The organism is Holdemania massiliensis (assembly GCF_022440805.1).
Classification (GTDB): Bacteria; Bacillota_I; Bacilli_A; order Erysipelotrichales; family Erysipelotrichaceae; genus Holdemania; species Holdemania massiliensis_A.
In genome coordinates, this window is record NZ_JAKNTK010000001.1 from 724526 (window position 1) to 749668 (window position 25143).

A 25143-nucleotide genomic window follows, 5' to 3' on the forward strand; every position below is an offset into this window, starting at 1 on the left:
TCAGTCCTGAAAATGAAGGTTCTGAAATTCTTAAAATCATGAGCGAATTTGATATTGTGAAAACATTCTTAAATGCTAAAATGGGATCAAGAAGGGAAGGAAAGAAATGAAGAAAACACTAGCTTTATGTTCGGCCTTCTTGTTGATGGTTTCCGCTTTGAGCGGATGCTCAACATCAAATGGAAAACCAGCCGATCAGCCGTCGGCTTCTCCGGCCACGGCGTATGATGAGGAGAAAAATGCCGATGTGATTGTTGTCGGCGCCGGCGGAGCGGGGTTGTCCGCTGCAATTTCAGCTGTTGACAACGGAGCTCAGAACGTCATCATTATTGAGAAGACCAACCGTACCGGAGGCAATCTGAATCTGACATCCGGTTCGATGTCCGCTGCGGAAACCTCACTGCAGAAGGAAGCCGGACTGGAAGACACGAAAGCTTCCTTTGTCGAAGACATTATGAAGAACGGAGCGCAGCTGGGCAACCGGGAACTGGTAGAAGCGTTTGTCAACGAAGATACCGACATGTTTGAATGGATGCTGGAGCATGGTTTGGCTGACAATCAATTCAATATTGATAAGGCGACCGGCGGCAAGGCTGTTTTCGCGCCGGAACACCAGTTGTATTCCATCCAGCGGACGTATAAAGCCAAGGCGGATGATCCTGAACATTATTCCAGCGCGGCGCATGAGGTGCTGGATCAGTACATCAAGACTTTGGATAACGTTGCGATTGACTTCAATACCGACGGCGTGAAGCTGCTGGCGAATGACAAGGGCCAGGTTTTAAGCGTTGAAGCGGTCACGGAAGACGGCAAGACTGTCAAATATACCGCATCCAAGGGCGTGATCATGGCGACCGGCGGCTATTCCGGAAACTTTAAGCTGATGGGCAAATACGCCGAGCATGGCGCTGATTATCTCAGCTCTACAACCTCAATGGGTGAGGGAATCCGGATGATGCAGGAAGTTGGCGGCAACGTGGATGAAACCGCGATGAGCTATATTCCGACATTCCCAATGGGGGTTCAGACGGGTCCGCAAAGCGGAACGATCGGTTCGACCTATACCTGGAAAGCCGGCGGCATCTGCGTCAATCAGGAAGGCAAGCGGTTTGTCAACGAACAGGAAGCCCGCGTGGATGTCCGTGAAGTCGCCCTGGAAGAACAGCCGGGCGCGGTTCAGTATGATATCTTTACCGATAAGATCGTAGCCGATCTCTCGGCAGCCGGCGGCGATATGATGTATCAGATGTATTTCAATCCGGAAACCGGACGGGCCAAGAATCTGGTCAAGTCCGCAGCGACATTGGATGAGCTGGCAGCGATGATCAATGTGCCGGCGGAAGCGCTGAAGACTACGGTTGAAGCTTACAACAAGGCCGTGGATGGAGATGCTGAAGATGAATTCGGACGCAGCTTTGATCCGACGCCGTCCGCTTACAGCGTTGCCGTCAACAAGATTGAAGGCGACAAGTATTATGCCATTCCGTTAAAGGCGCTGGTCGTTATGACACTGGGCGGCGTTTCGATTGATACAGAATCGCATGTTCTCGATGAGAGCGGCAATGTCATTCCAGGTCTGTATGCGGCAGGCGAATGCACCGGCGGCATCTGGGGTAAGTTCGTATCCGGCGGCACCGGCGTCATGGGTCCGATCACCTTCGGACGGATTGCCGGACGCGCAGCGATGAACGACACCCTGGCAGAAGGCTATACCGTCAAAGCGGCCTCCAACCTGTTTGACACATCCCTGTTTGAAAAGGAAACAGCATCTGCCGATCGTTTCGATATGAGCAAGCCGCTCAAAGACGGCGAATACACAGCGACTGTCGATGGACAGGAAGGTCCGATGAGCGTCAAGACGACGATCGCGGACGGCAAGATCAGTGCGGTGGAAATCACCGAGCAGCATGAAACCGCCGGTGTTTCCGACAAGGCGATCAGCGATCTGCCTGCGTCCATCGTCGTGGAAAACTCAGTCAATGTGGATACCATTTCCGGCTGCACGCTGTCCAGCGGCAGAATCCTGGATGCGGTGACCGACTGCCTGAATCAGGCCTCAGCACAATAACCTTACAATTGGAATAAACAGAAAAGCGGCATGGTTAGTAAACGATGCCGCTTTTCTGTTATGGAATCCACATCTCAGATTCAATGGGTTAAAACAACTTTGATATTGAATCGCTGCTATCCAATATATTCTCGTGGGGAAGTCCCATAAAAATCTTTGAAGGCTTTATAGAAATTACTGTTGTTGCTGTAGCCCAGCATCAAGGCGATCTCATTGATCGATAGATCAGTTCCTTTCATCAGAATCACTGCCCTTTCCATTCGCTGCGTAAGCAGGATTTCAGAAAAGGATTTGCCTAGTTCGCGATGAAGCAGCGTTGATATGTAGTTAGGATGATAGGAAAAATGATCAGCAATCTCTTTTAATGTCACTGTATCAAAGTGCTCACTCATATACTGTACAATTTTTTCAGACAGACTGCTGCTGGAAGATTCTTTGTTTGTCTGCACAAACTGCCGCGCTACCTGCAGCAGGAAAGAAAGGGCCAGTGATTTGAGGACGGCCTGTGTATCTTCCTGCTTGTTAGCATATTCAATAACCATCATTTCCAGCAGTGTACGAATATTACAGTCATGTTCAATTTTAAAATGCAGAAATTCATCAGAAAACTGATTGGTTGACGGATCGAGTAAAAAATGGAAGAGTCTGGTGTTGGAAGATAATAAAGGCAAAAATGTTCTAAAAAAGGTTTCCCTTTGGATGAGCAGGCCGATGATCGTCGTTTCTGTGTCATCATGCACACACAGGGCATGTCCTGCAAATGGCTGTCCTGCGTAAAGCTCTCCTTCATGAATGGTAATTCGATGATCATATTTAAAACTGATCGAATCATATTCCCCTTGATAAGTAAAATTAAAGTAAAAAAAGTTATGCCGATGGAAAAGCTCCTGCCGTCCTCGGCTTTGATGGACGCAGATTAAGATTTCCTCATCCAAGGATCCTGGCCAGTAAAACATTTTTTCTGATTCGTTGCCGACTGGAAAATCGTGATAGGTCCAGTCTAATGTTAAAAATTGGCTGCGGAGCTTGGCAATGGCAGCGCATAATTCGTTTCTTTCCATGTTATTGTGTTTTGTCAGGATCGAAGTGCCAGTTAAAATCACCGTGGTAGATCATCTGACGGGTCATTCCGCCGTCGATACAGATATTCTCGCCGGTGATAAAAGAAGCCTTATCTGAGCATAAAAAGAGCACCATGTTGGCGATGTCAAGCGGATCACCGACACGGCCGGCAGGATGCTGCAGACTGTCGGCTCCTGGATATTCATAAAAATGGGTATCAATCCATCCCGGGGATATTGAATTGACTCGTACCCGTCCGGAAAAACTGACAGCTAGAGCATGCGTCAGCGCAGCGATGCCGCCTTTGGCTGCCGTATAGCTTTCAGTTTGCGGCTGACTCATTCGATCCCGGGAGGAGGCAATATTGATGATGACAGCGCCTGGGGCAAAATGTCTGGAAAATAATTTAGTCAGATAAAATGGAGCAGTAACGCCTACCCGCAGCGCATAGTTAAACTCTTGATAGGAACATTCGTCTATTCCCTTCATCAAAGGCAGAGCGTTGTTAATTAAATAGTCCACATGTCCATAATCGGTAAGGACTTTTTCGGCAAAAAGGGTAAGTGTTTTCTCTTCCGCAAGATCGCCGGTAAAGTATCCGCCAGGCTACTTGTCAATATCGCAGATGATCGCGCCTTCCTTTTGGAACTCATCGCAGATGCATTTACCAATTCCCTGGGCACCACCGGTCACCACCACAACTTTATCTTTAAACATAAGCGTTCTCCTCTCTTTAATGGGATTCATTATATCATTGATCTTAGAAAAAGCCAGTGGATTCATTAAGATTCAGCGCTGTTTTATTCTGCTTTTTTTTGCATAATCAGTTCATTGCAGAATGAATTCAGGAGGCAGGGTATGAAATTTAATTGGAATAAAGAGAATGCAGCCTTTTATCGAAAGCTGTTCTCGCTTGTTTTGCCAATCGCTTTTCAGCAGTTCATGTTAGCGGCCGTCAGTGCATCGGATGCACTGATGCTGGGATTTGTGAATCAGGATGCGCTTTCAGCAGCATCCCTGGCGGGACAGATCACATTTGTGTTTAATCTCTTTATGGGCGGATTGACAATGGGGACAAGTATTTTGGCAGCGCAGTACTACGGCAAAGGGGATATGGATTCGATTGAGCGAATTTTTGCCTATGTCATGAAAATCTCTTTTTTGATCTCCGCGGTTTTCTTTCTGGCTTCGTTTTTAGTTCCAGAAAAATTAATGCAGTTTTTTACTCAAGAACCTCAATTAATTACAGGCGGTATTGTATATCTTAGGATTGTGGCTGTTTCCTATTTATTTACGGGGATCTCGCAGATTTATCTCTGTATATTAAAGAACACAGGATTCGCTGTAAAAAGTATGATCATCGGTTCAATGGCAGTGATCGTGAATATTCTTTTGAACTTCAGTCTTATTTTTGGATTGTTCTTTTTTCCCAAGCTTGGGATTGCGGGAGCGGCTCTGGCAACCTCTGTTTCCAAACTGCTTGAAATGGGCTGGGCACAAGCTGAATCAATGCGTAAAAATCATGCACGGTTTCATCTCAAACTTTGCTTTTCCGTTCAACCCCAACTGAAAAAAGATTATTGGCGATACAGTCTGCCGATGCTAGGGGATTATCTTGTATGGGGGCTGGGCTTTACGATGTATTCAGTGATCATGGGACATTTGGGAAATGACGCGGTTGCGGCTAATTCCATAGCCAATATTGTAAAAAATCTCATTGTCAGTTTTTGCACAGGACTTGCCAACGGCGGAGGGATTCTTGTTGGAAATGAACTTGGCATGGGGAACCTATCAAGAGCCCGGACCGTTGGGGAAATTCTTTGGAAATTGGCATTGTTCAGCGGAATGGCTTCCGGACTGCTTTTAATCATCCTTACTCCGCTTATTCTGAATGTTACGGTTTTAAGTCCGCAAGCCACCCAGTATTTGAAAGGAATGCTGATTCTTTGTGCCTGCTACATGGCAGCGAAATCAATCAATATGATGACGATTGCAGGCGTGTTTCCGGCTGGGGGCGACTCCCGCTTTGGCTTGATCTGTGATACGGTGACCATGTGGGGATTTGCCGTGCCTGTCGGCTTTCTGGCAGCGTTTTATTTCCACCTGCCGGTTGTCGCTGTCTTTTTCCTAATCAATTTAGACGAGGTGGTTAAAGTTCCAGCAGCGATCTGGCATTATAAACAATATGGCTGGCTGAAGAATATCACTAGAGAGACAGAAAGCTCCGCGGCAGCAATAGGATATTAAGATTCGCCGCTGAAGAAATTAAGATTTAGCGCTGTCAGGAAAGTAAGAAACCCTTATGCTGAACAGAGAAGGAAAAACAATCAATTTCAGGAGGTATGATTCATGAATAACTTTATTTTCCACATGCCGACCCGTGTGCTCTTCGGTGCCGGTCAGCTCAGCCAGCTGCATAACGAAAAGCTTCCAGGTAAAAAAGCGATGATTGTCACTTCGAGCGGACAGTCTGTTAAGCAATACGGTTATTTATCCCGGCTGCAAAAGGAACTGGAATCTGCCGGAGTTGAATATGCGCTCTTCGATGAAGTCCGTCCGAACCCAACAAGGAAAAATGTGATGGATGGAGCAGCAGCCGTCAAGAAAGAGCACTGTGATTTCGTCATCGCGCTGGGCGGCGGTTCGGTTATGGACTGCAGTAAATGTATTGCGCTGATGGCAGCCAATCCAGGAGAAATTTGGGATTACAGCCTGAGTCAAGCGGGCGGAAAGAAAAATGCCGAACACAATGCCATACCGATTGTCTGCATCACAACCTCGGCTGGCACCGGCAGCGAAGTGGACATTGCCGCAGTCATCTCCGATGACGAAGCCAGAGAAAAAACAGGGATATTCTTCCCTTCAATGTTTCCGACGCTCTCTGTTGTTGATGCTGATCTCATGCTGAGTGTGCCTGCAGCGCTGACGGCTTATCAGGGAATGGATACATTCTTTCACGCATCTGAAAGCATGATCAACAAAAATGAACATCCGATGGGTGAGATGTTTGCCCTCAAGGCGATAGAACTGACAGCGAAATATCTGCCTGCTGCTTATAAGGATGGTTCCAATAAAGAAGCACGGGAGAACATGGCGCTGGCCAATTCGCTAGCAGCCTATTATATGCTGTGCACCTCTGCCCATACGATGGAACATGTCATGGGAAGTTTTCATCCTGATCTGATTCATGGGGCTGGTCTGATCATGACAGCGCATGCTTATTATGATTTCTTTGCAGAGCGTAAAGCGGCAGAAGAACCGATGATTAAGATGGCAAAAGCAATGGGCGTTGAAGATGCATCTTCAGGAAAAGACTTTATCCATGCGCTGGATCATCTGATTGCTGAAGTGGGATGCGCAGATCTGAAAATGAGTGAAGTCGGAATTACGCAAGCGGAATTAAAACTGTATCCGCAGAAAATCCATGAAGTCTTGGGCGGCGATATCACAGCTGATCCGCTGCCGCTCTCTGATCAGGATTATCTGGAAATTTATAAGAAATCCTACAAGTAAGAACCGATGATTGATAAACAGCCAAGCGTTGAATCGGTCATGAATGACAAGATAGGGTTATCAAAAAGCATCAGTGTGCGGCTTGCATAAAACCGGAACTTCACCCTCCGCTTTTTCTGAGTGAAGTTCCATTTTAGTTTTACTCAAGCTTAATAACGGCAGGTAAGATTTAATGAAAAATTGGATGAAGAGGAGGATTTTATCCGCAAAGGGGAGCTCAGGTTAACGCAGCTGCCTTTTTACGGAACAGGAATGAAAATGAATAGAAAAATCAGGAATACAAAGGCTGAAAACGGCGATATGACAACAGGAAGTCCAATCCGGCTGATTCTGCGATTCGCCATTCCTTTATTTATCGGCAATATCTTTCAGCAGGTATATACGATCGCCGATACGATGATTGCAGGATATAATCTGGGCGACAGGGCAATCGCCGCAATTGGTGCGACAAGTTCAATTTATTCCCTGTTAATTGACTTTGCCTCCGGGATGAACAGCGGCTATGGGATCGTAATTTCACGAATGTATGGGGCAAAAGACAGGGAAGGGATGAAGAAGTCCATTGCTGCCGCAATCGTTTTAAACGGATTGATAACGTTAGTTTTAACTGTTTTATCGCTATTTGCAATACGGCCGTTTATGCAGGGGATGAATGTTCCCGATCGTATATTTGAGGATGCCTATCTCTATATTGTGATTATTTTAGGCGGGATGGCGTCTACCAATTTATACAATATGCATGCAGGAATTCTTCGTGCAATCGGAAACAGTCAGGCACCCTTGATGTTTTTAATTCTATCATGTTTCATTAACCTAAGCTTAGATACGCTGTTTATCGTAAACCTGGGCTGGGGTGTGCAGGGGGCGGCCATGGCAACGGTTATTGCACAAAGCTGTGCAGCAGTTTTCTCCGGCGTCTATCTGGGATTAAAATATCGGCAAATCCTTCCGGAAAGACGGCACTTTGTTATTGAAGCAGGTGTATACAAAGATGTGGTCACTTCAGGTATGGCAATGGCAGCGATGATGTGTGTTGTCGATTTCGGTTCCATTATTTATCAGCGTGCAATCAATGGCTTAGGTGAAAGCTTAATTGCAGCCCATACGGCTGCCCGCAGACTGATCGGTATTTTTATGATGCCGCTGGCATCCATTGCCACGGCGTATTCCACGTTTGTCAGTCAAAATTGGGGAGCTGGCAAAAAACAGCGTGTGAGGCACTCGTTAAAGAATACGATGTTCATGGAAATTGGCTGGGGACTCATTTCTGCCTGCATTAGTATTGGATTTGGAACCATGATGGTACGTCTTTTAACCGGTACAACAGATGTATATATCATTGAAAAATCAGTCCAGAGTCTGCGGTTTCATTTGATTTGTTTTCCCGCGCTTGGACTGCTTCTGGCTCTTCGGACGGCATTGCAGGCAATGGGACAAAAGATCATTCCGATCTTATCCAGCAGTTTTGAATTTGGGGTTAAACTGATCGCGGGATTATGGTTGATTCCGTGGCTTGGTTATCTGTGCGTCTGCGTGAGCGAACCGCTTATCTGGATAACCTGCACCGTTTTCTTGGCTGTCGTTTTTTTGATTCAAAATCCCCTGAATGAAAATGAGGTAAAGAGTAAATGAAAGAAATTGAAAAATTAGACGCAGGATTAACTTATGATTTTTGGGATGAAGAGGTAAATGCACGAAAGATTCAGGCTTTGGAAAATTGTCAGAAGCTCAATGCAATCCCCATCCAAAACACGGAGCAGCGAACACAAATGCTGCAGTCCTTTTTTGGTTCTGTTGGGGAAGATGTTGTTGTTCTGCCGGTTTTTAATTGTGATTATGGCAGGAACATTCATGTCGGCAATCACTTTTTAACCAATTATAATGTTACGATTCTTGACATTGCGCCAGTATGGATTGGAAATCATGTCATGATCGGACCAGGGACATTGATTACTACGGTGAATCATCCAATTTCCCCATTAGGACGGCGGCAGCACCTTGCCGTTAGCAAGTCGGTCACGATTGGAGATGATGTGTGGATTGGCGGAAATGTTACTATTTTACCCGGCGTTACGGTGGGGAATAATGTGATCGTTGCTGCAGGAGCAGTTGTAACAAAGGATGTTCCAAATAATTGCCTGGTCGGCGGAGTTCCGGCTAAAGTGATTCGCAGCCTTGAAAATGATATAATAGAACAAAATGAAAAATAGGAAACGAAAGGATGGGGGAACAGAAGATGGAGGCAGATCAGAGAAAAAAGCAGGAAAAAAGGATTCCCGATAAGATTGAAGTACGCAATGCCCGGGTACATAATCTGAAAAATATAGATGTGGATATTCCATTGAATCAGATCGTCGGCATCGCCGGTGTTTCCGGTTCCGGAAAATCCTCGCTGGCTTTGGGCGTTTTGTATGCGGAAGGTTCAAGACGTTATCTCGATGCGCTCTCCACGTATACGCGCCGCCGCATGACCCAGGCGGCTAAGGCGCAGGTGGATGAGGTGAATTTTATTCCCGCGGCGCTGGCGCTGCATCAGCGTCCCAGCGTGCCCGGCATCCGCAGTACGTTTGGAACCGGCACAGAGCTTTTGAACAGCCTGCGGTTAATGTATTCCCGGCTTGCCAGTCATTGCTGCCCGCATGGACACTATGTCAAACCTTCGCTTGCCGTGGCCGCCGGTCAAAAACTAGTTTGTCCTCAATGTCAGGTGCATTTCTCCGCCCTTTCCGCGGAAGAGCTTGCCTTTAACAGTCAGGGAGCCTGTCCTGTCTGCGGCGGAACGGGTGTTGTCCGCACTGTGGATCAGGCGGCTTTGGTTCCTGATGAATCCCTGACGATTGATGAAGGCGCGGTAGCTCCTTGGAATACGCTGATGTGGTCGTTAATGACAGATGTATGCCGGGCGATGGGGGTGCGCACAGATGTTCCGTTCTCACAATTGAGTAAACAGGAACGGGATATTGTCTTTCATGGACCCGCAGAGAAGAAGCATATTTTCTATAAACCGAAAAATGGCAATCAGGCTGGGGAATTGGATTTCACTTATTTCAACGCCAATTACACGGTGGAAAATGCGCTGGCAAAGGTCAAAGATGAAAAGGGCATGAAGCGGGTTGAAAAGTTTTTGAAGCAGGATGTTTGTCCGGAATGCGGCGGAACCCGGCTTTCAGCCGAGGCAAGAAAGCCGAAGCTGCAGGGAATTTCGCTCGATGAAGCCTGTGCGATGACGCTGGATCAGTTAGTCGAATGGGTGAGTCAGGTACCGGATTCCCTGCCTGCCGAAATGCGTCCGATGGCAGAGGCAATCTGCGAATCCTTCCAACTGGTGGCCAAACGGCTGATGGATTTAGGCTTGGGTTATCTGAGTCTGGATCGGGCGGCCGCAACCCTTTCGACCGGTGAGCGGCAGCGCATGCAGCTGGCCCGGGCAGTCCGCAACCGCACAACGGGGGTATTGTATGTCTTGGATGAACCGTCGATCGGACTGCATCCGTCGAATATCACCGGTTTGACCGGAGTAATGCAGGATCTGATTGCCGATGGGAACTCCGTAGTGCTGGTCGATCATGACACGCAGATCTTATCCGAAGCAGACTGGATTGTGGAATTGGGACCGGAAGCGGGGGCAGAGGGCGGCCGCATTCTTGCCCAGGGTCCGCTGCAGTCGGTTGTCAAAAATCCCCAATCGCAGATCGGCCCCTTTCTGTTGGGACAAGGCAGCCGGCGGCAAAGGAAACCCATTGGGCCTGACCAAGTGTTTGATCGGGGTAGAATTCACTTATCAACCGGCGAGATTCATACCGTAAAACCCTTGGAGGTGGACATTCCGCAGGGACGGCTTACGGTGGTGACAGGCGTGTCCGGATCAGGGAAAACCACGCTTATTCTGGAAAGTCTGATTCCCGCGCTTGAAGCCCAAATCACCGGGAAGCAGCTTCCCTCTCATATTAAAGCCATTTCAGCGGAATCAATACAGCAGGTGAAGCTGATCGACGCGACTCCGATTGGAGTGAATGTGCGCTCAACCGTAGCGACGTATGCCAATGTTCATGATGAACTGCGGAAAATCTATGCAAGAACTCCGGAAAGCCGGGCTTTGCAATACAAAGCCGGAGATTTTTCCTACAATACCGGACAACTGCGCTGCCCAACCTGCGACGGAACGGGAACGATCAGTCTTGACGTTCAGTTTCTTCCCGATATCGAAATCCCTTGTCCTGAGTGTCGGGGAACCCGATATGCCAGAAAAGCTGATCTGATTAAGCGTAAAGGCAAAGCCGGAAACGCCTATTCTCTGCCGGAAATCATGGCGATGGATGTAAAGCAGGCGTTAGCAGCGTGTGAGGACTTAAAAACAGTTGCACAGCGGCTGCAGGTTCTGCAGGATTTAGGTCTGGGCTATCTGACGCTGGGGGAAGAAACGCCGAGTTTATCCGGCGGGGAAGCGCAGCGGCTTAAGCTAGCTTCAGAAATGGGACGAAAGCAGACCGGAACCGTATTTGTTTTTGATGAGCCGACAATCGGACTGCATCCGCTGGATGTCCGCACTTTGCTGCAAGTCTTTGACCGGCTGGTGGAGTTTGGCGCGACGGTTCTTGTCATCGAACATGATCTGGATATGATTTCCAACGCTGATTATCTTATTGATATGGGACCGGGCGGCGGGAATGCCGGGGGACGGATTGTCGCTGTCGGCACCCCGGAAACCGTGATGGACAATCCCCAAAGTGTAACGGGGAAGTATTTAAAGAAAGTTAAGGAACAGCATTAAAATGCATATAGGATTTATTGATTTTCCGATCGCAGACTGAGGATGGAAAAAAGAAGGAAGAAAGCAGAGAAGACTGCGGATGAAGGAGGACCCTTCAGAAATAGTGGTTTCCTGCTTTTTTTGTTATGCTTCGGCCACGCTGAAATGAATTTTGGCTGGAGACACTTAAGGAAAAGGGAACTCATTGTTCACTTAAACAGGCATCAGTTATCTTGTGAAATATTAAATTGTGATAACAATCGAAAACTTGTTAACAAAATAATTCAATAAAAAAAGCAAAAATGTATACAGTGTTTAAAAGCGCTTACATTCGATTTAAAAAAAGAATTGACTGCGGTAAAGTAAGATCATCCAAAGAAATAGAGAAAGGATTGTGAAGCTTTTGGAAAAAAATGAACAGGAAATTCTTCAGGAAGAAAATGAGTTGTTTTTTAATCAATTCAATCATCATGATGCCTGGCTGATCGGGAATGAAATTTTACGATTGTATTGCGGGGAGCGAAGTAAAGCCAACGGGGATAAGGGAATTGGAATCCGTATTTCCCTGCAGAACCTCGTTCTGTTTCAATATTTGATGGATGGCAAAAAAGATGACTCCTGGCTGATCCGGAAAGAGAATACAGTAATGAAGTTCAGTCACAGCTCTCTCTACATCCGAGCTGTGAACGACAGGACAAAGCAGTATGAGGCGTTTAAAGAAGACAAAACTTTGGCAATCTGCGGAGGTGGATTTCCAATCCGTATGGAAGGACAGGTTCGCGGCAGCATATCGGTCTCTGGATTAGTTCATCACGAAGACCACGATTTGATCATTGAGGCCTTAAGAAATCACAAGCATAAGGAGGTGCGCTGATGAAGCTGGGCATTCTGGGGACAGGAATGATCGTTAAAGCTTTAATGAAAACGATCAAAGATTTACCTTTTGAAAAAGTAATTATATTAGGAACGAAGGAAACTGAAGAGGAAACGCAGCGGCTATGCCATGAAAATCACTTGACCGATTACGTTCTTGATTATGAGGAACTTCTTAAAAGTGATGTTGATACTGTTTATGTTGCGCTTCCTAATCACTTGCATGCGGCTTTCGCTAAAAAGGCGCTGGAGCGGGACAAACATGTCATTATTGAAAAACCGATTACAGCGAATACCTCGCAGCTAAAGGAACTGATCGAAATTGCGGAGCAGCATCACAAGATGATCTTTGAAGCCATGAATATTCATTATCTGCCGGCTTATGCAGCTCTGCAAAGTTCTATTCAAAAGATCGGCAAGCCTAAAATCATCAATTTCAATTACAGTCAATATTCTTCGCGCTATGACGCATTTCAAAGAGGTGAAGTGCTGGCCGCCTTTGATCCGCAGCGGGCCGGCGGTGCGGCAATGGATCTGAACGTATACAATCTGCATGCGGTGGTCGGATTGTTCGGCAAACCCAAAGCCGTTCAATACTTTGCCAACCTGGAACGCAATATTGATACCAGCGGCGTCTTAATTCTCGATTACGGTGATTTCAAAGTTTCCGCAATTGGCGCTAAAGATTGCAAAGCTCCGGTACGAAGTACCATTCAGGGGACGCAGGGCTGCATTGTTATTCCTAAGGCGGTAAATCAGATGGACAGCTGGCAGCTGTTGAAAAACAATGGTGAACAAGAGGAATTTTGTGATCAATCCGGCCGGCATCGCTTATATCATGAATTTATGGAATTTGACAGGATGCTGAAGCAGCAGGATTGGCCATGTCAAAATAAAATGTTGGAGATCAGTCTGGCCGTCAGTGAAATTCTGGAACAAGCACGGCGTCAGAATGGAATTGATGTTCATTTTAATAAGGAGGACAAAGCATGAGTGAGAAAATGGTTATTGCCTTTATCGGCAATGGAAGAAGTGCGAATCGCTATCACATTCCATTTGTGAGAACAAGGGAAGAGAAGATCAGAATTAAAACGATCTGCGCCCCGAAGTCAGCGCACGATCCTTGGAAAAAGATTCCCGGCGTCATTTACACTGAGGATATCCAGGTCGTCTTAAGCGACCCTGAAATTCAGGTTGTTGTTCTGTCGACACCGAGCAGTACGCACTATGCACTGGCAAAGCAGGTGTTGGAAGCCGGTAAACACTGTGTTTCTGAAAAACCGTTCACACCGACACGCAAGGAAGCTGAAGAGATTTTTAACTTGGCCAAAAGCAAAGGGCTTATGCTGCAATGTTATCAAAATCGGCGCTTCGACAGTGATTTCCTTACTGCACAAAAAGTCATTGAAAGTGGAAAGCTGGGAGAAATAACTGAAGTAGAGGTTAGTTTCGATTACTATCGGCCGGAAGTTCCGTCAGATCCTGCCCATGTATACCGTCCATACAGCGGTTTCTTATATGGCCATGCCTGCCATACACTGGATCAGGTTATTTCCTACTGGGGTATTCCTGACCATGTACAGTATGATGTCCGTCAGCTGTTGGGGGAGGGGCGAATGAATGATTATTTCGATGTTGATCTGTTTTACGGCAATATGAAAGCCTCAGTTAAGTCCAGCTATTTCCGCGTCAAAGCCCGTCCGCCTTTTACTGTCTACGGCCGCAAAGGCATGTTTGTTAAAGCGGTCAAAGATAAGCAGGAAGAACATCTCAAAATGTTTTATATGCCAGGTCAGGAAGGCTTTGGGAAAGATAAGCCCTCGGAATATGGAACGTTGATCTATTATGATGAAAATCAGATATATCATGAGGAAAAGGTGATCACGGAGCCTGGGGACTATGGTTATTATTATGATGCACTCTATGAAACGATTATGCATGGCGCTCCTCAGCTGGTTAAACCGGAAGAAACGCTGGCGCAGATTGAAATTCTGGAGAAGGGTATTCAGCTTCTGAAGTAATGTTTTTGAAGGAAGAAAAAACAGGGGAAGGTGATCTATAGAGTAACCGAGAATTCCGATCTAAAAATTTTTGTCAGAATTAAATTGTCAGTCAAAAGAAGGGAGAATTTTTATGAACTCACAGAAAATGGATTATTTTGTTGAGAAAATCAATTGGTTTTTCTCACTTACTCCATTAGTCGCACTCAAAAATGGAATGATTCGCTTGGTTCCATTCACCATTGTCGGCAGTATTTTTATCCTCTTGGGGAATTTCCCATGGTCGGGTTGGGCACCTTTAATGAGCAGCATCTTTGGGGCAGACTGGAAAACTCCAATCGCTCAGGTGCAGTCGGCTACATCAGACATGATCGGATTGATTGTCGTATTCAGCATTGCTTATGAATATGGCAAGATCAAAGTCAAAGATCCGCTTTGCTGCGCTGCAGTCGCGATCTCCTGCTTTGTTATTTTGATTCCGGGATATGCCGCCAGCGGCGATATGATGGTGGCCAGCGCCATCTCCAAATCCTGGTTTGGAGGCGCGGGAACTGTTTGCGCCATCTTTGTCGGATTAGTGGTCGGAGCGCTTTACAGCGCAGTCCTTAATCGAAATATAACGATTAAGCTTCCTGATTCTGTACCGTCCAATGTCGCTAATTCCTTTACGGCTTTGATTCCTGCGGCGTTCTGTATTATTTTAGCATTCCTTTTAAATATCGGTGCAGAGGTTCTTGCGAATAAGTCCTTTGCGGAAATGATTTATGGAATTATCCAAATTCCGCTGCAGGGCTTGACCGGTTCACTGGGGGGATATCTGATCTTTACATTGCTGCAGAATTTCTTCTGGTTCTTCGGTATCCACAGCAGCGTAGTCGGCAGCGTCTTCAATCCTTTCCTAAAAGCCAATGCGATCAGCAATCAGGCAATTGTGGATGCGGGCATGGCTTTAACACTGGAAAATGGTGCTTATTTATTTAGTACTAACTGGAATCGGCAGATTATGTGTATGTCGGGGAGCGGGATTACGATTGGACTGGTCTTGGCTATGCTGTACCTGGCAAAGTCAAAACGCTATAAAGCTCTTGGGAAACTGGCTATCGTTCCTACCATTTTCCAGATCAATGAACCTGTATTGTTCGGTTTTCCGATCGCCTACAACGTAACGATGTTTATTCCCTTTATCCTGACTCCGATTGTCGCAGTGCTGACCGGTTATTTCTTTGCCCTTATCGGATTTATGCCGCTGTTTACAAATTTCACTGTTCCTTGGACGACTCCGCCATTATTATCTGGCTTTCTCATCGGCGGCTGGCGTTTGATGGTCATTCAGATCATCGTTATTCTGGAATCATTCTTTATCTATCTGCCATTCTTTAAAAAAATGGATAATCAGGCATACAAAGAGGAACTTGCCGAGAACGCAGAAGCAAACGATACGAATTAAAACGTGATTGATACTTCAGACTGCGGTTAATTTCCGCAGTCTGTTAAAAGAAAGAAGGTTGTTATTGATGAGTTTGAGAAAAGACTTTTTATGGGGCGGAGCCACAGCTGCGAATCAAGTGGAAGGCGGCTGGCAGGAAGGCGGAAAAGGAATAAGCATCATTGATATTGAACGAGGTTCCGTCCATGGGGTAAAACGCGTCATTGATCAGGAAATATTGCCGGATGTATTCTATCCCAGCCATTCCGCTACCGATTTTTATCATCATTATAAAGAAGATATTGCCTTATTCGCCGAGATGGGATTTAAGGTCTACCGCTTTAGCATCGCATGGACACGAATTTTCCCAAACGGTGATGAAACCGAACCGAACGAAGAAGGACTCGCGTTTTATGACCGCGTATTAGACGAATTAGAAAAATATAACATTGAACCTTTAGTCACAATTCATCACTATGAAATGCCGTACCATTTGGTCAAAAAATATGGTTCATGGCGCAATCGTGAGCTAGTTGATTTTGCGCTTAGATATGCGAAAGTCATCCTCAGGCGATATCAGCACCGAGTTAAATATTGGCTGACTTTCAATGAGATCAATAACGCTCTAACCAATCCCCGGCCTTGGCATCAGGCTGGAATAATCTATGCTGAAGGGGAAGATCAGGCTCAGACAAAGCTCAACGTTATGCATCATCAGTTATTAGCAAGTGCTTTAACGATTATTGAAGGCAGAAAAATTAATCCTGAGTTTCAATTTGGCTGCATGCTGCTCTATCCGAAAACCTATGCGCAAACGTGTAATCCTGAAGATCAGCTGATGGTCAGGGAGAAGATGCTGCCATTGTATTATTGCGCTGATGTCCAGGTTCGCGGGTATTATTCCAATACATGCACAGCCTATTGGGACCGCAATCACAGCCAACCCGTGATGAAGCCGCTAGACGAAAATATTCTGCGGCAGGGAACTGTTGATTTTATTTCATTCAGCTATTATTTTTCTTCGGTTGTCGGTACGGGACCGATTGAACAAACGGATGGCAATATGTCAAAAGCAGGAGTTAATCCTTATTTGAAGGCGACGGATTGGGGATGGCAGATTGATCCGCTGGGACTTCGTTTAGCCTTGAATGACCTGTATGATCGTTATCAAATTCCTTTATTCATTGTTGAAAACGGTTTGGGTGCGCGGGATGAAGTGACGGCTGAGGGTACGATTGAGGATGATTATCGAATTAGTTACTTAAAAGAACACATTCAGGCCATGAAGGATGCGGTCGAAAAGGATGGTGTTGATGTTATCGGATATACTTCCTGGGGATGCATTGATTTGGTATCCGCCGGCACCGGTGAATTGAGAAAACGTTATGGTTTTATTTACGTTGACCAGCACGATGATGGAACAGGAACGCAGGCAAGATTGAAAAAGCAATCGTTTTACTGGTATCAGAACGTTATAAAAACCAATGGCGAAGAACTCTAAGCGGGCCGTGTGCAATTTTAATTTACAGGAAGTAAAGAATGCTGAAGATGATGAAGTTAATCTTAAAAGAAGGTGGAAATATTGAGTTCAAATGAAATGCGGTTAAGAACGGAAAATCCTAAAAAATTATTATTATCTTTGGCAATTCCAGCCATTTGTGCGCAGATCATTACACTGCTCTACAACATGGTAGATCGGATGTTTATCGGCAGAATGCCGGACGGAGCAATGGCCATTGCCGCAATTGGTCTGTGTGTTCCCATCACCACCGTATTTAATGCGTTGACCGGATTGTTTGGAAGAGGCGGAGCCCCCTATGCGGCGATCAACATGGGTCGTGAGGATTATGACAAAGCTGAACGATACCTTGGAAACAGTTTTGCATGCTTGGTTTTTTTCTCGATTCTTATCACAATCATTGTCTCTTTATTGAAGAAACCACTGCTGTTAGCTTTTGGAGCCAGTCCTGTAACGCTTCCTTATGCTTTGGATTACCTGGGCGTATATTGTCTGGGGACCCTGTTCATTCAACTGACAGTCGGAATGAACTATTATATCACCACGCAGGGATTTGCAAAGACCGCGATGATGACAACGATCATGGGCGGAATTCTGAATATCATTCTTGATCCTATATTTATCTTCACCCTTCATCTGGGGGTAAAGGGGGCGGCCCTGGCCAGCGTTTTAGCGCAGATGCTTTCCTGTATGTGGGCTTTGAAGTTTCTTTTTGGCAAGCGCACAAAATTAAAAATTTCCTTTGCGAAGATGAAGATTGACCCACATGTTATGAAAGATATATTAACGTTGGGCGCTTCCCCCTTCTTTATGAGTGCATCAGAGGGGATCCTTCATATTTGCTTCAATATGCAGATCTTGAAATATGGCGGAGATCTGGCTGTCGCAGCCATGACTATTCTGTTTTCGATGTATCAGTTCATTCTGCTGCCGATTGAAGGTGTCGCATCAGGCTCACAACCCATTATCAGCTACAATTACGGGGCTCATCAATTTTCTCGGGTAAAAGAAACGCTGAGTCTTGCATTAAAAACAACGATCGTTATCAGCGTGGCGGCAACGTTGTGTATGCTGATCAAACCGGATTTGTTTATCCGCATCTTTAATTCGGATCCAGATTTAATCGCGATTGGAGTACCGATGCTTAGAATTTACATTTTTGGCTGCATGCTGATGGGGGCAAATTCTACCTTTCAGCAGACTTATAATTCTTTGGGGGCTGGAAAATATTCATTCTTCTTCGCCTTTCTCAGAAAAGTCATTCTGCTCATTCCGCTTTTATATTTGTTACCCGCTTTTCTTCCGTTTGGTGTATTCGCTGTCGTTCTTGCGGAACCTATCTCAGACTGGATAACGGTCGGCTGCAATGCAATGAATTTCCGGCGATTTCTAAATCATCAATTAACGAAGGATTCCTCACTGCCAAGCTAGCTTAGCTGCATCGGCATTCACGGTATATTGAAATTGGGGGTGGTTTTATATCGATTCGCTATAAAGGTTCTTATCTCAGCTATTTCTTCATGTATTTATTCTATTATCTGTCAATGGCGCTCTTCTCCGGCTTAATCTCTGTTTATCTCATGAACAAGGGATATTCTGCCGGACATGTGAGTTTAGTCACTTCCAGCGCTCTGATTGTCTCCATGGTGATTCAGCCGTTTATTGGAAATTTGACAGATCGGTTTAATAAACAGAAGGTAAGTATTTGTTTGCTTCTATCCGGAAGTGTCTTAGGAATCCTGTTTGTACACAGTCAAAAAATATATTGGATGGCAGTTTTTTACAGTTTAGCTCTGGGGTGTATGAACGGCTGCAATCCAGTAATCGAGAAAACAGCAACGCTTGCACGGTATTCGTATGCTTCGATTCGTATTTGGGGCTCAATCGGCTATGCAACTGGAATTCAGGTCAGCGGTCTGATTTTTCAATATCTTTCAGGAGAAAGTGTCTATTATTTCTTTTCCCTGGCGATTCTCATTTGTGCTTTTGGATTTCTGGGAGTACAAAAATTTGATGAGTCTGATGTGAAATCCAGTGCCGAGCTTCCATATAGTCTGCGTGACGTTTTCAACAAGCAGTACCTCATTTATTTGATCATTGCGGTTCTGTTCTATGGTGCAACCACTGTCCATTCTACCTATCTTCCTGTTATACTGCAGGAAAATGGAATGTCTGTCAATGGAGCGGCTACCGTTGTTTCGTTGGGAACACTCTTAGAGCTGCTTGTCATTTTTGCAGGGAGTAAATTTATTAATCATATACCGAATAAAACTTTGCTGCTTATCGAATTTATTCTATTGATCCTGCAATTCGCAACTATGGCGTTTATTCCGTGGCTGCCAATCAAAATTGTGGTCATTCTATGCACAAAATCAGTGGCCACCATGGCTTACATCATGATCAATATGAAGGTGATTCGGACAATTGTTGATGTTCGCTATCAAATGACCGCCTTATCGATTGTCATGACCGCTAAAAATTTTGTCACGATAGGTTTCCAGGTGATATCCAGCCATTTAATTGATCATGGCGGCAGCCAGCTGTTTTATTGTTTCTTATTCATCGTATCGTGCCTGGCTTTCGGCATTACGTTAAAGTCCAGAATGCCTAAAGGCGACACGGTTGCGATGTATCATTAGAACTTGATGATTCAACGATCCGTGCGAAGGAAGGGGTTAAGAATATCCTGAATAATTAGAGAGATTGGGAAGGCAGGTATGGAAATAAGGATCAATTGTTTTCATACAAAGCAGATAAAAGTAACTACTACAATAATGGAGGTAAATATGAGAAAGATTGTATTGTTGTGTGCAGCCGGAATGTCTACAAGTCTGCTTGTAAATAAAATCAAACAGAGCGCTTCAAAAATTGGATATGAATGTGAAGTGGAAGCTCATCCTGTCGCGGAGGCTTCAATTCATGGACAAACTGCGAATGTGATTCTGCTGGGACCGCAAGTAAAATTCAATTTGAATAAGGTAAAACAACAAGTTCCTTGTCCTGTGGAAGCGATTGATATGCGGGCGTATGGAATGATGGATGGTGACGCTGTTATTAAGCAAGTGAAAAAAATTTTAGGAGATTAAAAAATGAATGGAATTGAATTGGTCAGTTTTAATATTATCAGCGCGGTTGGGACCGCGAGATCCTGTTACATTGAGGCTATCCACTGTGCAAAAGAAGAAAAGTTTGAAGAAGCTGAAAATCTTCTGGCAGAAGGCCAGAAAGTATTTATCGAAGGTCATCATGCCCATATGGAATTAATCCAGAAAGAGGCTGAAGGTGAAAAAACAGAGTTTTCCTTACTTTTAATGCATGCGGAAGACCAATTAATGAGTGCCGAAGGCTTTGGTATTTTAGCTGAAGAATTTATCAGTCTTTATAAACAATTAAAATATTTGAAAATATCTAAGGAGGAAGACAATGTCGAATAAAGGAGTGAAGATCGTTACAATTGGCGGTGGAAGCAGTTATACACCGGAACTGATGGAAGGATTTATTCAGCGCTATGAAAAGCTTCCAATCCGAGAAATCTGGCTGGTTGATATCGAAGAAGGAAAGGAAAAATTGGAAATCGTCGGTGCAATGGCACAGCGAATGTGGGATGCCTCTCCTTATGACGTTCAAGTTCATTTAACGTTGGATCGTAAGGAAGCACTTCGGGATGCTGACTTTGTTACAACACAATTTCGCGTCGGTTTGTTAAATGCTCGAATCAAAGATGAAAGAATTCCATTTTCTTATGGAATGCTGGGCCAGGAAACCAATGGGGCTGGCGGAATATTCAAAGCATTCAGGACTATTCCAGTTATTCTGGACATTGTCAAAGATATGAAAGAGTTATGTCCTGATGCATGGTTAATTAATTTTACAAATCCAAGCGGAATGATTACAGAAGCTGTAATGAAATATGGAAAATGGAAAAAGGTCATCGGCTTATGTAATGTTCCCGTTAATGCGATGATGAAGGAACCTGCAACAATCAATAAAACATTGAATCAGTTAACTTATCAATATGCGGGTTTAAATCATTTCCACTGGCATAAGGTTTTTGATGAAACCGGAAATGAGGTTACGATGCAGATTATTGCAGCGATGTTTGAAGGGAAAGATACAGGAATTCCAACCAATATTTATCAGGTACCCTTTTACAGAGAGCAGCTTGAAGAAATGAGAATGATTCCTTGCGGTTATCATCGTTATTATTATCGTCAGCAGGAACAGCTGGAGCATGGACTGGAAGAATATAAGGGGATCGGAACGCGCGCGCAGCAGGTTAAGAAAACAGAAGAAGAATTATTTGAACTTTACAAAAACCCGGCGTTAAATGAGAAACCGGAACAGTTGGCAAAACGCGGCGGTTCTCATTATAGTGATGCAGCTTGTGAAACGATTGCTGCTGTTTACTCAAATTCTAATCTCCATATGGTTGTAACGACCATGAATCGCGGGGCAATTCCGGATCTTCCTGCTGATGTTGCGGTTGAGGTTTCTTCCTTAATCGGCAACCTTGGCGCAAGACCGCTGGCTTTTGGCAGGTTAAATGCTGCAGAGCGGGGCTGGCTGCAATGCATGAAAAACATGGAACTCTGTGTGGAAGAAGCGGCTGTGACAGGAGATTATGGCAAAGCAATGCAAGCTTTCTTCCTGAATCCACTAATTCCTTCAGGGGAAAATGCAGTCAAAGTCTTAAATGAATTACTGATTGCGCATAAAAAATATCTTCCGCAATTTGCTGAGAAAATTGCGGAATTAGAAAGTAAAAACACGATCATTAAAGATGAAATTGCCCGTGAATTAACGAATCAGGGATTATAAAAATATAAAATCCTTCTTTGTCAGCGAGTTCAAAATCAATGAACTGATAAAGGAGGATTTTTTTGATACAACGGTCGTTCAGTCTTTTTCCTTTATAATGCCTAACGTGATCCGCGTTGTTTTATCTTGCTCAATGTCAAAAGAAGGAGATACCTTGGATTTCCAGTTTTTATCATAATTTTGTGTAAATAAACAAGAATACAGAACTTCCAGCAGATAAATAATGGATACATCTGTACTGAAAGAGGCTATTTTGGAGAACTGTTTTTCTCTTGTGCAAATACGAAGATTACAGGATGAAAGACTGGAAATTGTGCTGTTGCCTATACTGGTGATGGAAATAATCGGAACCTGGTGTTCTTTAAGATATTTTGCACACTGAACCAATGTTCGTGTTTCGCCGGAATAGGAAAGAATAATTGCACAAGAAGAGGATCGGGCCTGATAAGCATCAAACATCATCTGTCCCTGAATCGAATGGATTTCAGCATGTTTTTGAATTTGCATTAAATTGTGTTTAAAACTTTGCGCAATCAATGCATTTTGACGAACACCAAAAATATGAATGAGATCGGCTTTTTCCAAAATGTTTACTGATTTTCTAAGATCATCCTGTTTGATTAATGAGAGTGTGTCGTCAATGGATTCCTTTTTTAATACTGAGATCTTAGTCGCGATGGTAAGCAGACTGTCTTCTTTATTAAAAGGCTGGTTTGCATCAATCTCAGAAACTTGTGATTCTAAGTACTCGAGTTCTTTTAAATAATCCGCTTTTAATGTTTCCCAACCAGAATAATTAAGCTTATGAGCAATTCGGCTCATCGTTGCTGGTGAAGTAAAAGTCGCATTTGCGATATCACGCATAGTCATTGTACGAATTGCACTTTTTTGGTCAAGAATATACTGAATGATGAGTTCTTCATTATATGAAAAATCTTCGTTTTTTAAACGATCTTCAATGAGCATAATGCCTCCCAATAGGTTCCTGTTATATTTACAATTAGTATAAAATACTGACAGGAATGATTCAACAAAATAAAAACGCGAAAAATAATATGCCTGACATATTTACTTCCCAATAATTTAAACTAGGCAGGGGATTTGACAAGCTCAGGCATTAATAATAAACTTAGGGTGCTAAAAACGAAATACAGAAAAGAGGTTTCTTATATGAAAGATACATTAATTCATGCAATCAGTGCGAATGGACATATTCGGGTTCTGACCTGTACCTCAACGCAGTTGGCGGAGCAGGCGCGGAAGCAGCATGATCTGTGGCCGACCAGCGCGGCCGCTTTGGGACGGGTCTTAACCATTACCGCGATTTTAGGCAGCATGTTAAAGACTGAAAAAGAGAAGGTCACCGTGCAGATCAACGGCGGCGGTCCGATTGGTACGATCATGGCAGACGGTTGGGCCAATGGCGATGTACGGGGATTTGTCGGCGATCCGGAAATCTATCTGAAATACAATGATACCGGCAAACTGGCCGTCGGCACCGCTGTGGGCAAGGACGGCTATTTGAAGGTCATCAAACGGATGAACATGAAGAATGACTTCACCGGACAGGTGGCCCTGGTCAGCGGTGAGATCGGTGAGGATTTCGCATATTACTTTACGATTTCTGAACAAACCCCTTCGGCCGTTTCGCTCGGCGTGCTGGTTGATACGGATAATTCCGTTATGGCTGCCGGCGGGATTTTAATTCAGATGATGCCGGAAGCGACAGAGGAAGATATTAAGCTGGCCGAAGCCGCAGTAGCTAAGCTGAAGCCGGTTTCTGAGATGGTCAAGGAAGGTCATGACGCAAAGGCTCTGGCCATGATGTTGTTTGAGGATCTTGAAATTCTGGAAGAAAAACCGGTTCAATGGCATTGCGACTGCAGCAAGCAGCGGTTTAAAGCAGCTTTAACGACGCTGGATCGGGGAGAACTGGAAAAAATGCTGGAAGAGGATCATGGCTGCGAAGTGAAGTGTGAATACTGCAACAGTAAATATCAGTTCACGGAAGAAGATCTCCGCACGATTCTGGAGTTCAAAGCGGCATGTGGAAAATAAGGGATCTGGAAATTGCCAACCCGGTTGTCATCGCACCGATGGCGGGTATTTCCAACGCGGCGTTTCGCACGATCGCCCATGAATTCGGCGCCGGATTGATCTATACTGAAATGATCAGCGATAAGGCGATTTGTTACTCCAACAAAAAGACGATGGAGATGACGCAGCTAGCGCCGAATGAACATCCGATTGCGATGCAGCTGTTCGGTCATGAGGAAGCTTCGATGATTCAGGCCGCGCAGGTTCTGGATAAAACGGATTGTGATGTGATCGACATCAATATGGGATGTCCGGTGCCGAAGGTGGTCAATTCCGGTTCCGGCAGCGCCATGATGAAAGACCCGGAGGCGACCTATCAGCTGATGCGGAAAATCATCGCTGCTGTGCAAAAGCCGGTAACAGCGAAAATTCGTTTGGGCTGGGATCATTCCTCGATCAATGTGCTGGAAATGGCGCAGGGCTTGGAAGCGGCTGGGGTCAGCGCTCTGGCTGTCCATGGCCGGACCCGCAGTCAGCTTTACGAAGGTCAGGCAGACTGGAGCTGGATTAAACAGGTTAAAGAAAAAGTTTCGATACCGGTTATCGGCAACGGAGATATCCGTTCAGTCGAAGAGGCAATGGCCCGGATGGAGGAAACCCATGTCGATGCGATTATGATCGGCCGGGGCGTACTGGGCAATCCCTGGCTGATTCGCGATCTGGTTCATGCCTTTACGAAAACAGGGGAAATCACGCCGGTCAGCGATCATGAGAAATTTGAAATCGCTTTGGAACATGCGCGGCGCTTGTGTGTCTTAAAAGGTGAACGGGTCGGCATGAAGGAAATGCGCGGACATGCCTGCTGGTATATTCAGGGAATTCCCTATTCCAATCGGATGAAGGATCGGATCAACCAGATGACAGCGTATGCTGAATTGGAAACACTGCTTCGCCAGTATGAAGAAGCGTTAGTCAGCGGAAACTTTGACTGGCTGTTTCCTACACAATAAGAAGAACGACAAGGAAGACCATTTCCGGATTGAAGCGGAAGTGGTTTTTTTCTTCGTTCACAAATTG

20 protein-coding genes and 1 pseudogene are annotated in these 25143 nt (G+C 45.0%); 18 read left to right on the top strand and 3 right to left on the bottom strand.

The genetic code is table 11. From position 1 onward, the window contains the following. The first annotated feature begins 106 nt into the window (after positions 1–106). Positions 107–2068, top strand: a complete 1962-nt coding sequence (locus MCG46_RS03340; protein WP_240277635.1) for an FAD-dependent oxidoreductase — start codon at positions 107–109, stop codon at positions 2066–2068. Between the two features lie 116 nt (positions 2069–2184). Here MCG46_RS03340 and MCG46_RS03345 read toward each other — a convergent pair whose 3' ends face one another. After that, the gene (locus MCG46_RS03345) at positions 2185–3129 is read right to left on the bottom strand and encodes a helix-turn-helix transcriptional regulator (RefSeq protein ID WP_240277637.1); all 945 of its coding nucleotides are present in this window, start codon (positions 3127–3129) and stop codon (positions 2185–2187) included. A gap of 1 nt (position 3130) precedes the next feature. Next, a pseudogene (locus MCG46_RS03350) lies at positions 3131–3913 on the bottom strand (SDR family oxidoreductase). 75 nt (positions 3914–3988) lie between these two features. On the opposite strand from MCG46_RS03350, the gene MCG46_RS03355 reads away from it, so the two are divergent. From MCG46_RS03355 to MCG46_RS03425, 15 genes are all read left to right on the top strand, one after another. After that, positions 3989–5377: an MATE family efflux transporter gene (locus MCG46_RS03355; protein ID WP_240277638.1), complete on the top strand. Its 1389-nt coding sequence runs from the start codon at positions 3989–3991 to the stop codon at positions 5375–5377. 102 nt (positions 5378–5479) lie between these two features. After that, positions 5480–6643 (top strand): iron-containing alcohol dehydrogenase, encoded by a 1164-nt coding sequence (locus MCG46_RS03360; protein WP_240277640.1) that lies wholly within the window; start codon positions 5480–5482, stop codon positions 6641–6643. A 258-nt stretch (positions 6644–6901) separates the two neighbouring features. Next, positions 6902–8275, top strand: a complete 1374-nt coding sequence (locus tag MCG46_RS03365) for an MATE family efflux transporter (RefSeq protein ID WP_240277643.1) — start codon at positions 6902–6904, stop codon at positions 8273–8275. Continuing rightward, positions 8272–8853: a sugar O-acetyltransferase gene (locus MCG46_RS03370; RefSeq protein ID WP_240277645.1), complete on the top strand. Its 582-nt coding sequence runs from the start codon at positions 8272–8274 to the stop codon at positions 8851–8853. Before MCG46_RS03365 ends, MCG46_RS03370 begins: the two co-directional genes overlap by 4 nt. A gap of 11 nt (positions 8854–8864) precedes the next feature. Further along, positions 8865–11414: an excinuclease ABC subunit UvrA gene (locus MCG46_RS03375; RefSeq protein WP_240277647.1), complete on the top strand. Its 2550-nt coding sequence runs from the start codon at positions 8865–8867 to the stop codon at positions 11412–11414. A gap of 382 nt (positions 11415–11796) precedes the next feature. Continuing rightward, positions 11797–12267: a heme-binding protein gene (locus MCG46_RS03380; RefSeq protein WP_240277649.1), complete on the top strand. Its 471-nt coding sequence runs from the start codon at positions 11797–11799 to the stop codon at positions 12265–12267. Continuing rightward, a complete protein-coding gene (locus tag MCG46_RS03385; RefSeq protein WP_240277651.1) occupies positions 12267–13259 on the top strand; it encodes a Gfo/Idh/MocA family protein in 993 nt (330 codons plus the stop codon). The genes MCG46_RS03380 and MCG46_RS03385 overlap by 1 nt, the downstream gene beginning before the upstream one ends. Continuing rightward, the gene (locus tag MCG46_RS03390) at positions 13256–14287 is read left to right on the top strand and encodes a Gfo/Idh/MocA family oxidoreductase (RefSeq protein WP_240277652.1); all 1032 of its coding nucleotides are present in this window, start codon (positions 13256–13258) and stop codon (positions 14285–14287) included. The genes MCG46_RS03385 and MCG46_RS03390 overlap by 4 nt, the downstream gene beginning before the upstream one ends. A gap of 112 nt (positions 14288–14399) precedes the next feature. Beyond that, entirely contained in the window at positions 14400–15713 is a 1314-nt protein-coding gene (locus tag MCG46_RS03395; protein WP_240277653.1) for a PTS sugar transporter subunit IIC, read from the top strand. A 67-nt stretch (positions 15714–15780) separates the two neighbouring features. Continuing rightward, positions 15781–17193, top strand: a complete 1413-nt coding sequence (locus tag MCG46_RS03400; RefSeq protein WP_240277654.1) for a 6-phospho-beta-glucosidase — start codon at positions 15781–15783, stop codon at positions 17191–17193. 81 nt (positions 17194–17274) lie between these two features. Continuing rightward, positions 17275–18642 (top strand): MATE family efflux transporter, encoded by a 1368-nt coding sequence (locus MCG46_RS03405; RefSeq protein WP_240277655.1) that lies wholly within the window; start codon positions 17275–17277, stop codon positions 18640–18642. A gap of 53 nt (positions 18643–18695) precedes the next feature. Beyond that, positions 18696–19850 carry an MFS transporter gene (locus MCG46_RS03410; RefSeq protein WP_345893094.1) on the top strand — a complete coding sequence of 385 codons (1155 nt, stop codon included), beginning with the start codon at positions 18696–18698 and terminating at the stop codon, positions 19848–19850. 78 nt (positions 19851–19928) lie between these two features. Continuing rightward, complete coding sequence (locus MCG46_RS03415; protein WP_345893083.1) at positions 19929–20297, top strand: PTS sugar transporter subunit IIB; 369 nt, start codon at positions 19929–19931, stop codon at positions 20295–20297. A gap of 3 nt (positions 20298–20300) precedes the next feature. Beyond that, a complete protein-coding gene (locus MCG46_RS03420) occupies positions 20301–20645 on the top strand; it encodes a PTS lactose/cellobiose transporter subunit IIA (protein ID WP_240277656.1) in 345 nt (114 codons plus the stop codon). After that, complete coding sequence (locus MCG46_RS03425) at positions 20635–22029, top strand: 6-phospho-beta-glucosidase (RefSeq protein WP_240277657.1); 1395 nt, start codon at positions 20635–20637, stop codon at positions 22027–22029. Before MCG46_RS03420 ends, MCG46_RS03425 begins: the two co-directional genes overlap by 11 nt. Positions 22030–22107: 78 nt before the next feature. On the opposite strand, the gene MCG46_RS03430 is transcribed toward MCG46_RS03425, so the two are convergent. Beyond that, positions 22108–22995, bottom strand: a complete 888-nt coding sequence (locus tag MCG46_RS03430; protein ID WP_240277658.1) for a MurR/RpiR family transcriptional regulator — start codon at positions 22993–22995, stop codon at positions 22108–22110. Positions 22996–23199: 204 nt separating this feature from the next. Between MCG46_RS03430 and hslO the strand changes: the two genes are divergently transcribed. Further along, entirely contained in the window at positions 23200–24087 is an 888-nt protein-coding gene (gene hslO / locus MCG46_RS03435; protein WP_240277659.1) for an Hsp33 family molecular chaperone HslO, read from the top strand. After that, entirely contained in the window at positions 24075–25076 is a 1002-nt protein-coding gene (gene dusB, locus MCG46_RS03440; RefSeq protein WP_240277661.1) for a tRNA dihydrouridine synthase DusB, read from the top strand. The genes hslO and dusB overlap by 13 nt, the downstream gene beginning before the upstream one ends. Positions 25077–25143 lie beyond the last annotated feature (67 nt).

What these genes read in the sequence shown, in the direction of transcription:
- MCG46_RS03340 (WP_240277635.1), top strand. Translation starts at nt 107, where the DNA reads ATGAAGAAAACACTAGCTTTATGTTCGGCCTTCTTGTTGATGGTTTCC.
- MCG46_RS03345 (WP_240277637.1), bottom strand. Translation starts at nt 3,129, where the DNA reads ATGGAAAGAAACGAATTATGCGCTGCCATTGCCAAGCTCCGCAGCCAA.
- MCG46_RS03355 (WP_240277638.1), top strand. Translation starts at nt 3,989, where the DNA reads ATGAAATTTAATTGGAATAAAGAGAATGCAGCCTTTTATCGAAAGCTG.
- MCG46_RS03360 (WP_240277640.1), top strand. Translation starts at nt 5,480, where the DNA reads ATGAATAACTTTATTTTCCACATGCCGACCCGTGTGCTCTTCGGTGCC.
- MCG46_RS03365 (WP_240277643.1), top strand. Translation starts at nt 6,902, where the DNA reads ATGAATAGAAAAATCAGGAATACAAAGGCTGAAAACGGCGATATGACA.
- MCG46_RS03370 (WP_240277645.1), top strand. Translation starts at nt 8,272, where the DNA reads ATGAAAGAAATTGAAAAATTAGACGCAGGATTAACTTATGATTTTTGG.
- MCG46_RS03375 (WP_240277647.1), top strand. Translation starts at nt 8,865, where the DNA reads ATGGGGGAACAGAAGATGGAGGCAGATCAGAGAAAAAAGCAGGAAAAA.
- MCG46_RS03385 (WP_240277651.1), top strand. Translation starts at nt 12,267, where the DNA reads ATGAAGCTGGGCATTCTGGGGACAGGAATGATCGTTAAAGCTTTAATG.
- MCG46_RS03390 (WP_240277652.1), top strand. Translation starts at nt 13,256, where the DNA reads ATGAGTGAGAAAATGGTTATTGCCTTTATCGGCAATGGAAGAAGTGCG.
- MCG46_RS03395 (WP_240277653.1), top strand. Translation starts at nt 14,400, where the DNA reads ATGAACTCACAGAAAATGGATTATTTTGTTGAGAAAATCAATTGGTTT.
- MCG46_RS03400 (WP_240277654.1), top strand. Translation starts at nt 15,781, where the DNA reads ATGAGTTTGAGAAAAGACTTTTTATGGGGCGGAGCCACAGCTGCGAAT.
- MCG46_RS03415 (WP_345893083.1), top strand. Translation starts at nt 19,929, where the DNA reads ATGGAAATAAGGATCAATTGTTTTCATACAAAGCAGATAAAAGTAACT.
- MCG46_RS03420 (WP_240277656.1), top strand. Translation starts at nt 20,301, where the DNA reads ATGAATGGAATTGAATTGGTCAGTTTTAATATTATCAGCGCGGTTGGG.
- MCG46_RS03425 (WP_240277657.1), top strand. Translation starts at nt 20,635, where the DNA reads ATGTCGAATAAAGGAGTGAAGATCGTTACAATTGGCGGTGGAAGCAGT.
- MCG46_RS03430 (WP_240277658.1), bottom strand. Translation starts at nt 22,995, where the DNA reads ATGCTCATTGAAGATCGTTTAAAAAACGAAGATTTTTCATATAATGAA.
- hslO (WP_240277659.1), top strand. Translation starts at nt 23,200, where the DNA reads ATGAAAGATACATTAATTCATGCAATCAGTGCGAATGGACATATTCGG.
- dusB (WP_240277661.1), top strand. Translation starts at nt 24,075, where the DNA reads ATGTGGAAAATAAGGGATCTGGAAATTGCCAACCCGGTTGTCATCGCA.